This window comes from Proteus columbae, from assembly GCF_002777965.1.
Classification (GTDB): Bacteria; Pseudomonadota; Gammaproteobacteria; order Enterobacterales; family Enterobacteriaceae; genus Proteus; species Proteus columbae.
This window is the reverse complement of sequence record NZ_NGVR01000032.1, coordinates 212,914-227,467: the sequence shown is the minus strand read 5'-3', so window position 1 is coordinate 227,467 and position 14,554 is coordinate 212,914. Positions and strand designations below refer to the sequence as shown.

Annotated in this window: 11 protein-coding genes; 4 read left to right on the top strand and 7 right to left on the bottom strand. The window is 38.5% G+C overall.

Annotation, left to right across the window (positions count from 1 at the left end):
- Positions 1-383 precede the first annotated feature (383 nt).
- Positions 384-1,850 carry a dipeptide/tripeptide permease DtpA gene (gene dtpA / locus CBE70_RS17730; RefSeq protein ID WP_100160366.1) on the top strand — a complete coding sequence of 489 codons (1,467 nt, stop codon included), beginning with the start codon at positions 384-386 and terminating at the stop codon, positions 1,848-1,850.
- A gap of 151 nt (positions 1,851-2,001) precedes the next feature.
- On the opposite strand, the gene CBE70_RS17725 is transcribed toward dtpA, so the two are convergent.
- On the bottom strand, positions 2,002-3,375 hold the full coding sequence (locus CBE70_RS17725) for an MFS transporter (protein ID WP_100160365.1): 1,374 nt from the start codon (positions 3,373-3,375) through the stop codon (positions 2,002-2,004).
- A 772-nt stretch (positions 3,376-4,147) separates the two neighbouring features.
- On the opposite strand from CBE70_RS17725, the gene CBE70_RS17720 reads away from it, so the two are divergent.
- On the top strand, positions 4,148-4,369 hold the full coding sequence (locus CBE70_RS17720) for a hypothetical protein (protein ID WP_100160364.1): 222 nt from the start codon (positions 4,148-4,150) through the stop codon (positions 4,367-4,369).
- Positions 4,370-4,441: 72 nt separating this feature from the next.
- On the opposite strand, the gene mgtE is transcribed toward CBE70_RS17720, so the two are convergent.
- The 6 genes from mgtE to purM form a co-directional block, all read right to left on the bottom strand.
- Complete coding sequence (gene mgtE / locus CBE70_RS17715; protein WP_100160363.1) at positions 4,442-5,905, bottom strand: magnesium transporter; 1,464 nt, start codon at positions 5,903-5,905, stop codon at positions 4,442-4,444.
- A gap of 232 nt (positions 5,906-6,137) precedes the next feature.
- The gene (ppx, locus tag CBE70_RS17710; RefSeq protein WP_100160362.1) at positions 6,138-7,670 is read right to left on the bottom strand and encodes an exopolyphosphatase; all 1,533 of its coding nucleotides are present in this window, start codon (positions 7,668-7,670) and stop codon (positions 6,138-6,140) included.
- A gap of 4 nt (positions 7,671-7,674) precedes the next feature.
- Positions 7,675-9,756: a polyphosphate kinase 1 gene (ppk1, locus tag CBE70_RS17705; RefSeq protein ID WP_100160361.1), complete on the bottom strand. Its 2,082-nt coding sequence runs from the start codon at positions 9,754-9,756 to the stop codon at positions 7,675-7,677.
- A gap of 46 nt (positions 9,757-9,802) precedes the next feature.
- Entirely contained in the window at positions 9,803-10,393 is a 591-nt protein-coding gene (speG, locus tag CBE70_RS17700; protein WP_088495291.1) for a spermidine N1-acetyltransferase, read from the bottom strand.
- Positions 10,394-10,500: 107 nt separating this feature from the next.
- On the bottom strand, positions 10,501-11,130 hold the full coding sequence (purN, locus tag CBE70_RS17695; RefSeq protein WP_100160360.1) for a phosphoribosylglycinamide formyltransferase: 630 nt from the start codon (positions 11,128-11,130) through the stop codon (positions 10,501-10,503).
- A gap of 13 nt (positions 11,131-11,143) precedes the next feature.
- Positions 11,144-12,184, bottom strand: coding sequence for a phosphoribosylformylglycinamidine cyclo-ligase (gene purM / locus CBE70_RS17690; RefSeq protein WP_100160359.1), 1,041 nt, complete (start codon positions 12,182-12,184; stop codon positions 11,144-11,146).
- A gap of 231 nt (positions 12,185-12,415) precedes the next feature.
- On the opposite strand from purM, the gene upp reads away from it, so the two are divergent.
- Both upp and uraA read left to right on the top strand, forming a co-directional pair.
- Entirely contained in the window at positions 12,416-13,042 is a 627-nt protein-coding gene (gene upp, locus CBE70_RS17685) for a uracil phosphoribosyltransferase (RefSeq protein WP_023581896.1), read from the top strand.
- A gap of 108 nt (positions 13,043-13,150) precedes the next feature.
- Complete coding sequence (gene uraA, locus CBE70_RS17680; RefSeq protein WP_100160358.1) at positions 13,151-14,452, top strand: uracil permease; 1,302 nt, start codon at positions 13,151-13,153, stop codon at positions 14,450-14,452.
- Positions 14,453-14,554: the final 102 nt, after the last annotated feature.

The window sequence follows — 14,554 nt, the reverse complement described above, 5'->3', positions numbered from 1 at the left end:
TTTATCCTTGTTATTCAATAAGCGCTAATTTAGCAAATTAAGGATAAGCAGTAGCGTGGCTTAATTGTTTATATAGGGATAATTAAGTGGAAAATAAATTATTGATTATCAGTGAGTTATTTTGTTTGATGTTTTTTTAATCGCATAACTATTTTGTACAAATGCCTGTAACTATGATAAAACGCAATAGTTAGTTATAATTCTTAGATAATTATGCTTTCCAGTGATAGAATGCCACCCTTGTTTTTCTCTGCGTTGAACTCTTTTCAAAGAATAACAATCCAGTATGAAATTCACCGAGCTTTAACTCTGTCTTGAATAACGAAATTTTTGTAAAAATCAGCCTAACTATAAAGGCGTAATAGAATAATTAGAGGTTTTTAGTGTCAACTGCAAACACACCTGACGATGGACAAAAACCGAGCCTGAATGCATTTAAACAGCCTCGTGCGTTTTATCTCATCTTCTCAATCGAATTATGGGAACGTTTCGGCTATTACGGTCTGCAAGGGATCATGGCCGTTTACTTGGTTAAAATGCTGGGTATGGGTGAAGCAGAAGCTATCACTGTTTTTGCTGCATTTACCGCATTAGTTTATGGTTTTGTTGCTATCGGTGGATGGCTTGGGGATAAAGTCCTTGGTACTAAAAGGGTTATTATTCTTGGTGCAATCGTACTGGCAATTGGTTATGCGATGGTGGCATTCTCTGATCACGATAAAGACGTGATTTATTGGGGACTTGCAACAATTGCAGTAGGTAATGGTTTATTTAAAGCTAACCCATCTTCATTATTAGCAACTTGCTACGAGAAAGATGACCCACAATTAGACGGTGCATTTACTATGTACTATATGTCTATCAACGTAGGTTCGTTCTTATCTATGCTAGCAACACCATGGTTAGCGGCTAATTATGGTTGGGATGTTGCGTTTGCCTTAAGCGTTGTGGGTATGTTGATTACCTTAGCAAACTTTATGGTTTGTCGTGGTTGGATCAAAGATAAAGGTTCTAGACCTGATTTTGAACCGCTTAATTATTCAAAATTGCTATTAACGCTGGTGGGTATTGTTGCTTTAACGGCAGTATCGACTTGGCTGTTACATAATAATGAAGTGGCAAGTTGGTCTTTAGCTGTCATCTCATTAGGTATCATCCTGATTTTTGCGCGTGAAACCTTTATGATGAAAGGTGCGGCTCGTCGTAAGATGATTGTTGCATTCTTACTGATGGTTGAAGCTGTGGTCTTCTTTGTTCTTTATGATCAAATGCCAACATCTTTAAACTTCTTCGCAATCCATAACGTAGAACATTCTCTGTTAGGTTTCAGCGTTGAACCAGAGCAATTCCAATCACTTAATCCATTCTGGATCATGTTAGCAAGCCCTCTATTAGCGGCTGTATATAACTTTATGGGTGATAAACTGCCAATGCCATATAAGTTCACCGTAGGAATGTTCTTAAGTGCGACAGCATTTTTAGTGCTACCACTAGGTGCAAGCATGGCAAATGAAGCGGGTATTGTGTCTTCATGGTGGTTAGTCGCAAGTTATGGTTTCCAAAGTATTGGTGAGTTAATGATTTCAGGGCTGGGTCTTGCAATGGTTGCTCAACTTGTACCACAGCGTTTAATGGGCTTTATTATGGGTGCTTGGTTCTTAACTTCGGCAGCCGCTGCAATTATTGCAGGTAAAGTTGCGAGTTTAATGGCAGTACCAGATGATGTACAAAGCGCTCACGCTTCATTAGAAATTTATAGCAGTGTCTTCTTACAAATTGGTATTGTAACCGGTGTTATCGCAGTTCTTATGCTGATCACAGCACCGATGCTAAGTAAAATGACACAGTAATTTGTGTCATTAAAAAATAAAATTTCAAGAAAAATAAAGGATGCCATGAGGCATCCTTTTTAGTCTTTATCGGCACAAAAAAATACCGCCCTATTAAGGGCGGTATTGTCTAAGGAGACTGGTAGAATGGTTTTGTGATATTGATAAAGACCTAACCGATCACTTTATCAATCTGCAATGCAACATCTTTTTCTCTTGTGGTGGGCTTTACTGCCACCCAGCCTTTATAAGCTAAAGGTAAGAAAGCGACTGCAATAGCTAATAATGATACGCCAGCAACATAATATGCACCCGCCATGGCGGTTTTTTCTAACCATATTCCTGTTAACATTGGTGTTAATCCGCCGAACAATGCATAAGCCATATTGTAAGCAAAAGACAAACCAGAAAAGCGAATTGATGGTGGAAATGCTCTTGTGCTAACGATAGGTGTAGTTGCAATCGCCCCGACAAAAAAGCCCATCAAACCATAGTTAAACGCTAACTGAAAACCTGACATTGCTGCATCTAAACTGCCATAGAAATGGAATGCGGTAACAATCAAACCACCCCATGATAATGTCATTGACGCGCGTGTTCCTAACTTGTCACTAATCCAACCCCAGAATATGCAACCTAAGGTTAAGGTTAATGTTGCAACACAGTTCGCCTCTAATGATGTCGTTCTATCAATTTTGTAGATCCCTTCAACAATGACACCGGGTGTCATCAAAATGGTGACAACAATAGCTGTTGATAAAGACCATGTTAATGCAGCAGTAATTAAGCAGGCTTGCTTGTGATTTTTAATAACAGAAACCACTGGCATTTCTTGTGCTAACGCTTTTTTTGCCGCCATCTCTTTAAAGATAGGGGTTTCTTGTAAAAAGCGACGTAAGTAAACAGAGATTAAGCCAAATACGCCCCCTAAGATAAAGGGAATGCGCCATGCAAAATCATTTACTTCTTGGCTGGTATAGCTACGTTGAACAATAATTGCCACGATTGAACCTAATAAAATACCGCCTGTAATGCCTGACGTTAATGTTCCTACACCTAAGCCATAACGTTGTTTTGGCGTGTGCTCTGCGATAAATACCCAAGCACCCGGCATTTCGCCACCAATAGCTGCACCTTGCATAATGCGCATTAATAACAACAATAATGGTGCTGCAACCCCAATGCTGGCATAAGTTGGTAATAAACCAATAACTAATGTTGGTACAGCCATTAAGAAGATACTTAAGGTAAACATGCGTTTACGTCCAATAATATCTCCATAGTGTGCCATAATAATGCCACCCAAAGGACGAGCAAGATAACCGGCTGCAAAAATACCTAATGTCTGCATTTGTGCAATAAAGGCGTTATCACCGGGAAAGAACAAGTGGCTCAATGTTTTCGTAAAGAACACGAAGATCACGAAATCATAGAACTCCAAAGTTCCTCCTAGTGAGGATAAACCCAACGTTTTATAGTCGCTGCGATTCAATGGCCTTGCCGTAGGTTGACTCAACGGCTGAGTGGAGTGTGATTGTGATGTCATAATAACAACCTATAATAATCATCGTGATAAAAATAATAAGTAATAAGATCACAATTAGATTCTTTTTAAATGAGCAAATAAAATAGGGTGAAAATAAATAACAGCAAAAGGTTATTTAAAGGCTATTTATGCGAGAAAGAATAATGTTGTGATGATGGTTTAAGTTATAACAGGAAGCTCTTAATAATGTAAATAGATGAAATTAAAACAACATTAACAACTAATTTCACATGAATTATTAGTTTTATTTTGCATTTGAGTTGCGATTTGTTGAAATTAAATATCATAGAATTAAATTCTATCAATATATAATAAAATTATTATGTTAATTAAAAAATAAGTAAGAACATAGTGTTTTTAAATAAAAAAGGTTTAATGTTGAATATATTTATTCAAACCTAAATAAGTATGGGAATAATAAATCAAGGAATAAGTGAATTTATTATTTCCCATAAATAAAGTTATTATTAGATAATTAAGAAAGCTAATCGTATTAAAAATGAAAGATATAACCTGATAGAAAATGAATTATTAGAATATTCTACTGTATGTTAAATACCCATGCATTAGAATTGAATTTCATTTATTTGTTATTTGTTGAAATTTAAAACCAATAAAAATTATAATGCTAATTTTATTTTTGTGTTTTTATGCATAGTGTGGTTTTTCTGTGTTTTTCCGTTAAATTGAAAATAAAAACAAAAAGAGGCATCAAAAAAACTATTCTTGGTTATAATTACATCAGGAAGTCAATTGATATATCGGAGGATTTATGGTCTCTATCTCAATGAGTGCTGTTCTCTTAGCCGCAATTGTTCTGTTCGCATCACTTTCTATTGTCGCATTAGGTGGTGGTTTAGTATTAAAAACCATGCTCAATGGCTCCAATCAAAATGACAACTATTTATTAAGTGCCTCTGTTAAAAAGACTTTTATTACTTCACTAGTTATTGCATTGTTGCTTGTCTATTATTACCTCTCAACAACGGCTTAATATCTGTTTGATTGACATAAAAAACGCCACTGTATTTTATTATCAGTGGCGTTAGTGTAATAGGGCTTGTCTTTAGACTAAGAAGATAGTCGCTAAACCTAAGAAGATAAAGAAACCACCTGTATCTGTAATAGCGGTTATCATAACGCTTGAACCAATGGCTGGATCTTTACCAAATTTTATCATAGTCATCGGTATTAAGACGCCCATAATGGCTGCCATTAACAGGTTAAGTATCATTGCCATGGTCATCACAGCACCCATTGCAAGGTCGCCATAAAGTAAGAAAGTGACTATTCCCATTATGCCTCCCCACACAATACCATTGATAAAGGCGACACCAAGTTCTCTTAAAATGAGGAAAGAGAAACTTCCTGTTTGAATTTGGTGTAGCGCTAAAGCACGTACAATCATTGTGATGGTCTGATTACCTGTATTTCCCCCAATACCAGCAACAATTGGCATCAGTGTTGCTAAAGCGACTAATTGGGAGATGGTGTGTTCAAACACGCCAATAACACGAGAGGCAACGAAAGCTGTACATAAGTTGATAGCCAGCCAAGTCCAACGTGTTTTAACTGCTTGTCCTACGGGTGCAAAGACGTCTTCTTCTGGGCTCAAACCACCCATACGACGAATATTGGTATCGCTCTCTTCATGCATGTTATCAACGATATCTTCAACAGTTAATCGCCCCATTAGAAGACCATTACTATCAACAACAGCCGCAGAAATTAAGTCGTAACGTTCGAACGCACCCGCCGCGTCTTCACCTTTTTCTTCAGGCATAAAGCTCACGGTGTCTGTTTTCATTACATCAGAGACAAGTTTATCAGGGGATTGCGTTAAAACAGTGGTTAATGGAAGCTCGCCCAACAGATGATTTTTATTATCAATAACGAAGATTTTATCCGTTGCTTCAGGAATAGAGCCCCGTTGGCGTAGATAGCGCTGTACCGTTTTTAACGTAACATTACCTCGCACAGTGACGAACTCAAAATCCATCATCTGACCAACACTGTCTTTGGGATATTGAAGAACTTCTCTTATTCTATTACGCAGGCTTGGTTCTAAATAGGTAAGAAGGCGACGCATCGTATCGCGAGGTAAGTGCTCTGCGATGTACGCTTGCTCATCCACATGTAATGTGGCGACCGATCGTAATAATTCACGGTCAGTCATATCTTTAATTAAGCTGTCCCAAACGGCGACAGAAGCTTCGACTAAAACAGCACCACGTTCATTATTATCAACCAAATGCCACAGGGCTAGACGTTCGTCATAGGGAAGGGCTTCAAGAATATCTGCAATATCTGCCGCGTGTAGATCTTGTAGTAATTCTCTAACAGTGGTGATTTTTTCATGAAGTTCATGGTGGCTCAGCCTATCATTTTCACTTGCTTCACCTAAAACGGTTTCAACAAAATGATCATCTTCGAGAAAGATACTCAAAATTTGCTGACGCAGGTGTGCCACTTTTTGTGAATACGGATTGATGGCAGCCGCAGTATCATTGTTGATAGCTGGTTGAGACATGTTATTCCTTTTTAATTCTTACGAGGGAGATAACCATTGACACTAATTATTCCATTTTAGGATGATTATCGGTCTTCTCCGTATAAAAAATATGAATCTTGAACAATATTGCGTTGGTGATGTTCATATTATCGTCACAAATCAAACCTATGTTGTTATGTGATAGTTGTTGTATGATAGATGCAACAAAAGACGCATTGACTAGCATCTTTTTCTGTATAATATCATATTGTTAAGTAGATTCCTCTTTTATATCCAGTTTCCACCCCGGAACTGACTGCCAATGTTCTTGTTCTTTTTCTAAATCCAATTCCATCAATGTGTTATCGGAAAGATATTTTTTAGGAAAATAAAGTGTCCAATGATTTTCATCTGTAACTAAACGCAAAGATGCAGGTTTTGTTGTCGATTGTCGCTGATTATTAAGTAAAGTTGCTAACCTTAGTATTTGTACGAGTGGAAAATACTGTTTCTTTTTATAAAGATTAAATTTAGGCAACTCATCTAACTTGATCCCTTTTCGGTGATAGCGAACGAGGGTTGTTAATAACAGTTGTTGTTCTTGATTAAAGCCGGGTAAATCAGTATTTGAAAGAATATAGGCAGAATGGCGATGCAACCCACTTAAATTAATACTTAATCCCACTTCATGTAACATGACCGCCCAAACTAAAATAGCCTCTAAATCAGGGCGAACTAGTTTAGGATTTTGCTGTGCCCACTGAGCGTAAAGAGATTGCATGGTTTCAAGAACACGTTTTGCTTGTTCTCTATCGATATTATAGTGCTCTGCAAGGCTTTTAGCTGTGCGCTGGCGAATATCTTGATGGCGGAATCTGCCTTCCATTTCATAAAGTACACCTTCACGTAATGCACCGTCAGATAGGTGTAGGGCTTTTAATCCTAGAGAGTCAAAAATACCGCATAAAATCGCCAAACCCGGTACAAAAACATGTTTACGTTCATCGGATAAACCTGGCAGGGCGATATCTTTAAATTTCTTAAATCGTAAAACTTGTTTAGTGAGCATAAGTAGGCGTTCTGGGGTGATAACACCGTCTTTTTCACCAAATTCAACTAAGATTTCATGAGCCGCTTTAATTGTTCCTGATGCCCCTAAAGCCACATCCCAGCCAGTCATTTTGTATTGCCATGCAATTTTTTCCATTTTACGTGCTGCTTTTTCTCGTGCTTTACGAAAAGCAGATTCGCTAATTTTCTGTTCTGGGAAAAATTGACGGCTAAAACTGACACAACCCATACGTTGGCTTTCGATTAAAATTGGCTCAAAATTTTCACCAATAACTAATTCTGTTGAGCCACCACCGATATCGATAACAAGCTTTCGACCTTTTTCTGATTGAGTGTGTTCAACACCCATAAAAATAAGTCTAGCTTCTTCATGGCCCGAAATAATTTCGATAGGATAAGGAATAACTTCTTTGGCGCGTTGAAGAAAGACTTTCGCATTAGTGGCGACACGCAAAGTATGCGTTCCTACAACGGTGACATTTTCTGCAGAAAAGCCCTGTAACCTTTCAGCAAAAAGAGAAAGGGCAGAAAGCCCACGTAACATAGCCTCTTCGCTTAATTCGTTATCATCATCAAGTCCATCAGCAAGATAAACTCGCTGTTTTAAACGACTTAATACTTGTAATGCGCCATTAACAACACGCGCAATTATCATATGAAAACTATTAGAACCGAGGTCAATAGCCGCAATTTCTAAAGGACGTGGTGAAGAGTCATCTTGTGATAAAGGCATAAAATTACGCTCGTGAACCAGGTTGTTCTAACAATTTAATGTACTCATAGACAGCAAGCTGGGAACGGATCTTACGTTTATTTCCACGAGGAACATAGCTATTTGTTAAATCTTTATCGATATAACGTGCTTTTACGGTGTCATTAAATTGAATATCCAGTATATCAAGAACGCGCTGTTTAAGTTGAGGATCAAGCAAAGCCACTGCAACTTCAATACGATAGTCAAGGTTTCTCGTCATCCAGTCCGCAGAAGAGAGAAAGATTTTTTCATCACCTTTATTAGTGAACACATAAACACGGTCGTGTTCTAAAAAGCGGTCAACAATACTGGTTACCTGAATATTTTCACTAAATCCCGGTTGATTAGGTACTAAAGAACACATTCCACGAACTAATAATCGTACCTTTACGCCGGCTTCTGATGCGTCATAAAGGCGATTAACTAATTCTTCATCAACTAAATTATTCACTTTTAATGTGATCCCAGCGGGATGTCCTGCTTGAGCACTATGAATTTCATTTGTGATTAATTGATTTAAAAGGGTACGTGAATTTTGTGGTGAAACCATCAAATGTTCAAAAGTCACAGGGCGATAAGGGTTTTCAATAAAGCTAAAGACACGGCGTACTTCATTGGTAATTTCAGTGTTAGCCGTTAATAGTGAATAGTCAGTATAAAGACGCGCTGTTTTTTCATTGAAATTTCCCGTACCAATATGAGCATAACGAATAATTTCGCCATTTTCTAAACGTGAAATGATAAATAACTTCGCGTGAATTTTTAGACCCGGAGCGGAGAAAATAACGTGTACACCCGCTTCTGTCAGGCGTTTTGCCCAGTGGATATTCGCCGCTTCATCAAAACGTGCTTGTAACTCAACAACTACCGTGACACGTTTACCGTTATGCGCAGCGTGGATCATTGAATCAATGATCCGAGAGTCTTTAGCAACACGGTAAATATTGATTTTTATTGAGATAACACTTGGGTCAAAAGAGGCTTGGCGCAATAATTCCAGCACATGTTCAAAAGTATGATAAGGATAATAGAGCAAAACATCACGCTCACGTATCGCATCAAAACCATTGCGGAAATTATCAAACCAAACATGGCGTAAACGTGGGATCGGTTTATTTAACAGAAATTTACTACCTTCATTTGGGAAGTTAATAAAATCTTTAAAATTATGATAACGACCACCAGCAATGACGGAGTCATTATTCGATAAACCTAATTTACTGCGCAACAACGCCACCATTTCATCAGGCATATCGCGTTGATAAACAAAGCGAACAGGCTCTGCGGTAAGGCGTTGTTTTAATGTCGATGACATCATTTCAAGTAAACTTGATTCCATTTCTGTCGCAAGATCGTACTCTGCATCTCGCGTCATTTTCATGGAATAAGCACTTAATGAATCGTAATCAAAAAAGCCTTTAAATACCTCATCAAGGCAGTAGCGTAAAATATTATCCAATAAAATCATGGATTTTTTCTTACTACGCCCTTGGTCTGTTGGCAGAATAACAAAACGGGGTACTTTATCTGATGGAATTTCTAGCAGGGCATAATGAATAATTTGCCCTTGCACAATTTCAACCGCTAAATAGGTATAGTCATCTTTAAGAAACTCAACCAAGTCTGTTTCAGGGTTAATTAAAATAGGTGTGATGTGTTTTCTTAAATTCTGACGGAAATATTGGCGTAACCAGATTTGTTGATTAGGTGAGATTTGGCGTTCATTAATTAAAAAGATTTGGTTTCGCGCCATTTCAAGTAACAAATCATTATATAAAGCATCAAACTCTTGGTCGGCTTTAGCCACTTTTGATTGAATTTTCTTTATAAGATGGCGAGCATGGCTTGATGCAGAGCGTGAGCCACGCTCTTCATTAATTAAAATACGGCGTTTTACATCGGCAAAGCGCACCTTGTAAAACTCATCAAGATTATTTGAATAGATCCCCAGAAACCTGACTCTTTCAATTAACGGGTTTCGTTTATCAGCTGCTTCTTGTAATACACGTTCGTTAAACGCAAGCCAACTGATCTCTTTATCAATATAGAGTCGTTCCTGGGACATCTGAACTCCAACAAGGGTTAAAGTTAAAACTTAATATCTGAATAAATCAGACGTGTTGCTTAATAGTCGCACCCGGTTTAACAAAATTTTCGGGTTTCGCCTCTTTGGCTTTTTGTTCAAAATAAGGCGCTTGAAAAGTACACATTCTAATCGCAGAACGGTAGGCACCGTTAACAAAAAACTCATCTATTAAATCACCTTCTTTTTTAAAGCCAAGCTTTTCATAAATATGAATCGCTTTAGCATTCTCTTTATCGACGATTAAATAGAGCTTGTATAAATTAAGTACAGAAAAGGCATAATCCATCGCAAGTTTCGCCGCGCGAGCAGCATATCCATGGCCTTGATGCGCAGGAGCGATGATAATTTGGAATTCAGCACGACGATGAACATAATCAATTTCAACTAACTCGACAAGTCCAACCTTAGTACCATCACTTTCGGCAATAAAACGGCGTTCACTTTGGTCGTGAATATGTTTTTCATAAAGGTCGCTTAACTCGATAAAAGCCTCATAAGGCTCTTCAAACCAATAGCGCATAACGCTGGCATTATTATCAAGTTGATGGACAAAAGAGAGATCTTCTCGTTCGAGAGGACGTAATTTTATAGGTGGAACTTTCTTACCACCGGACATAAGCACCTCGGTGAATGCATTGAATAAAAAGAGAAAAGGGTGACACAAAAAAAAGTCACGCAGGCTACAGTGTAGCACAATGTGACTTTTTATCTTAAACGAAATAGTTAGCCAAGGTTGTCGAAAAGCGCAATATCATCGAGAAAGGCTTGATTATTCTGCATTTTTAATCGCTCGTCAGCTAACCATCCGATCGCTAATGGATAAATACGATACTCTTCCACTTGTATTCTTGTTTGTAATGATTGTTCAGTATCATCGGGTAAAACAGGAATGCGAGCTTGAATAATCATGGGACCACCATCAAGTTCTTCTGTAACAAAATGGACGGTAACACCATGAAAAGAGTCTTTATTCGCTAAAACTTGGCGATGAGTGTGTAATCCGGGATATTTAGGAAGCAAAGAAGGATGAATATTTAATAATTTATGCTGATAATGAGCCACAAAATCAGACGATAAAATACGCATAAAACCGGCTAAAACCACAATGTCGGGCTGATAAGCATCGATTCGCTCAATTAATGCTTTATCGTAACCAGCTCTGTCATTATATAGAGCCGGATCAACAAAATACGCGGGAATATCGGCAAGTTTTGCCCGTTCAAGACCATACGCATCAGCTTTATTACTTAAGACAGCAACCACATTACCCGTGATTTGATTTACCCTACAGGCGTCAATAATCGCCTGTAGGTTGCTGCCGTTTCCTGAGATGAGGACGACAATATTTTTCATTCACATGTTTTCATTAGTTAATAATAACTTGTGCTTCACCCGCAGCTTGTGGCGCAATTTCACCAATTAACCATGCGTTTTCACCACACTCAGCAAGGTGCGCTAATGTTTTTTCAACGTCATTTGGGTTAACTGCAATTAACAATCCAACACCACAGTTAAATGTGCGATACATTTCATGTGTGCTGACTTGTCCTGCATCTTGTAACCATTTGAAAACCAGTGGCCATTCCCAACTTTTACTGTCAATACGCGCTTGGGTGTTTTCAGGTAATACACGAGGAATATTTTCCCAGAATCCGCCACCTGTAATATGTGCCACAGCATGGATATCTACATTTTCAATTAATGAAAGCAGTGATTTCACATAAATACGAGTAGGGGCTAATAGGTGATCAGCTAATGATTTATTACCTAAGGATGTGCTTTCAGCTTGTGTATTACTGACTTCAAGAATTTTTCTGACTAATGAATAACCATTAGAATGAGGGCCACTTGATGCTAAAGCGATTAGTGCATCGCCAGCTTTAACTTTGCTACCATCAATAATTTCTGATTTTTCAACCACACCGACACAAAAGCCTGCGATATCATAATCATTACCGTGATACATTCCTGGCATTTCAGCAGTTTCACCACCGACTAACGCACAACCAGATTGCTTACAACCTTCTGCAATACCTGTTACTACGCGTGCTGCGGTATCGACATCTAATTTTCCTGTGGCATAGTAGTCAAGGAAGAAAAGGGGTTCTGCACCTTGGACAATTAAATCGTTGACACACATTGCGACTAAATCAATCCCGATGTCATCATGGCGATTTAAATCCATCGCAAGGCGAAGTTTAGTTCCTACGCCATCTGTGCCTGAAACTAAAATAGGTTCGCGGTATTTAGATGGAATTGCACAAAGTGCGCCAAAGCCACCTAAACCCCCCATAACTTCAGGACGGCGGGTTTCTTTTACTACACCTTTGATACGATCGACTAAAGCATTACCTGCATCAATATCGACACCGGCATCTTTATAGCTGAGAGAGGATTTGTTAGTCACGTAGAGCCCTCACGGCAAGTTGCTGTTAAGAAAAAATGTGTGCGGACGCTATTCTAACAGGCAAAGCAAACGTTTGCGAGGATCTTCTTTATAGGTCACAATTATTCATGTTGGTGTGGTTAAAAGCTGTGCGTTTGATCAATATCAATAGAAAAACGATGGAATGTTGGCAAAAAAGCGGTATAATCTCGCGATTTTTTTGTCAGGCTGCGTCGTACATTAGGAGAAATTATGAAGATCGTTGAGGTAAAACACCCACTCATTCAACATAAATTGGGGCTGATGCGAGATCATGATATAAGCACTAAACGCTTTCGTGAACTGGCTTCAGAAGTTTCCAGTCTACTGACGTATGAAGCTACCGCCGATTTAGAAACAGAGACGGTAACAATAGAAGGTTGGTGTGGTTCGGTAGAGATAGAACAGATTAAAGGAAAAAAAATCACAGTAGTTCCTATCCTCCGTGCAGGTATCGGGATGATGGATGGAGTATTAGAAAATATTCCTAGTGCCCGAATCAGTGTAGTTGGCGTTTACCGCGATGAAGAAACATTAAAACCTGTCCCTTACTTCCAGAAATTAGCATCCAATATTGAAGAGCGTATGGCTCTTGTTGTTGACCCTATGTTAGCAACAGGCGGCTCTATGATTGCCACAATTGATTTATTAAAAAATGCGGGTTGTACTTCAATTAAAGTATTAGTACTGGTTGCTGCTCCAGAAGGTATTAAGGCATTAGAAGAAGCTCATCCAGATGTGGAATTATATACTGCATCTATTGATAGTCATCTTAATGAGCACGGGTACATCGTTCCAGGTCTTGGCGATGCTGGTGATAAGATATTTGGTACAAAATAATAATTAAGCCGACTTTGATAGTCGGCTTTTTTTTGAACCAATTATCTTGTTCTATAGTTAGAAATATACAAACCAATTTCACATTCATATTAAAGAGAGGTCGTAAGCATGACTCGTCGTGCAATCGGGGTAGAAGAGCGCCCACCATTATTACAAACAATCCCGTTGAGCCTTCAACATCTGTTTGCAATGTTTGGCGCCACCGTACTTGTGCCAATTTTATTTAAAGTTAATCCGGCAACAATATTATTATTTAACGGGATCGGAACCCTGCTTTATCTCTTTATTTGTAAAGGACGCATTCCTGCTTATTTAGGTTCAAGTTTTGCGTTTATCTCACCTGTACTTTTATTGTTACCTTTAGGGTATGAATTAGCACTTGGCGGATTCATTGTCTGTGGTGTGTTATTTTGTATCGTTGCAGGTATTGTAAAAATAGCAGGGCGAGGCTGGATTAATGTGATGTTTCCACCTGCGGCAATGGGCGCAATCGTTGCCGTCATCGGACTTGAATTAGCAGGAACCGCTGCTGGAATGGCAGGATTATTACCAAGTGCAGATGCACCGGTTGATAGTCAGACACTGCTTATTTCTATGGTGACTTTAGGTGTGACTATCTTAGGCTCTGTGATGTTTAGAGGATTCCTTGCTATTATTCCTATTCTTATTGGGGTATTAGCAGGCTATGCACTCTCTTTCTTCTTGGGCGTTGTTGATATTACCCCTATTAAAGAAGCTAACTGGTTTGCACTACCGACATTCTATTCTCCGCGTTTTGAATGGAGTGCTATCTTTATTATCCTACCTGCCGCGTTAGTTGTTATTGCTGAGCACGTTGGACACCTTGTTGTTACAGCAAATATTGTGCAGCGCGATTTAATGAAAAACCCAGGTTTACATCGTTCTATGTTCGCAAACGGTTTCTCTACCATTATTTCGGGTTTCTTTGGTTCAACACCTAATACCACTTATGGTGAAAACATAGGTGTTATGGCTATCACTAAGGTTTACAGCTCATGGGTTATTGGTGGTGCGGCAATTCTCGCTATCTTATTATCTTGTGTTGGTAAACTGGCTGCGGCTATTGCTGCTGTACCTGTTCCAGTTATGGGTGGGGTTTCATTACTGCTTTACGGTGTTATTGGTGCATCAGGTATTCGTGTCTTGTTAGATTCAAAAGTGGATTATAACAAACCACAAAACTTGATACTAACTGCCATTATTCTGATTGTCGGTGTGAGTGGTGCTTCTATTCAAATTGGTGCTGCTGAATTAAAAGGCATGGCATTGGCAACCGTTGTAGGTATTGTTTTAAGCTTAATCTTTAAATTAGTGAGTGTTGTTCGCCCTGAAACAGAATTAGTGGATAACACCATTGAATCGGTTAGCGGTACAGCAAACAAAAAGTAATCGATTAAGAAAATCTAAAGCAATATGCTGAAATTAGTAAAAAAGGTGGATGATCTCCACCTTTTTTATTGTTTTTTATTTTTATTTCATATTAAAAACTAA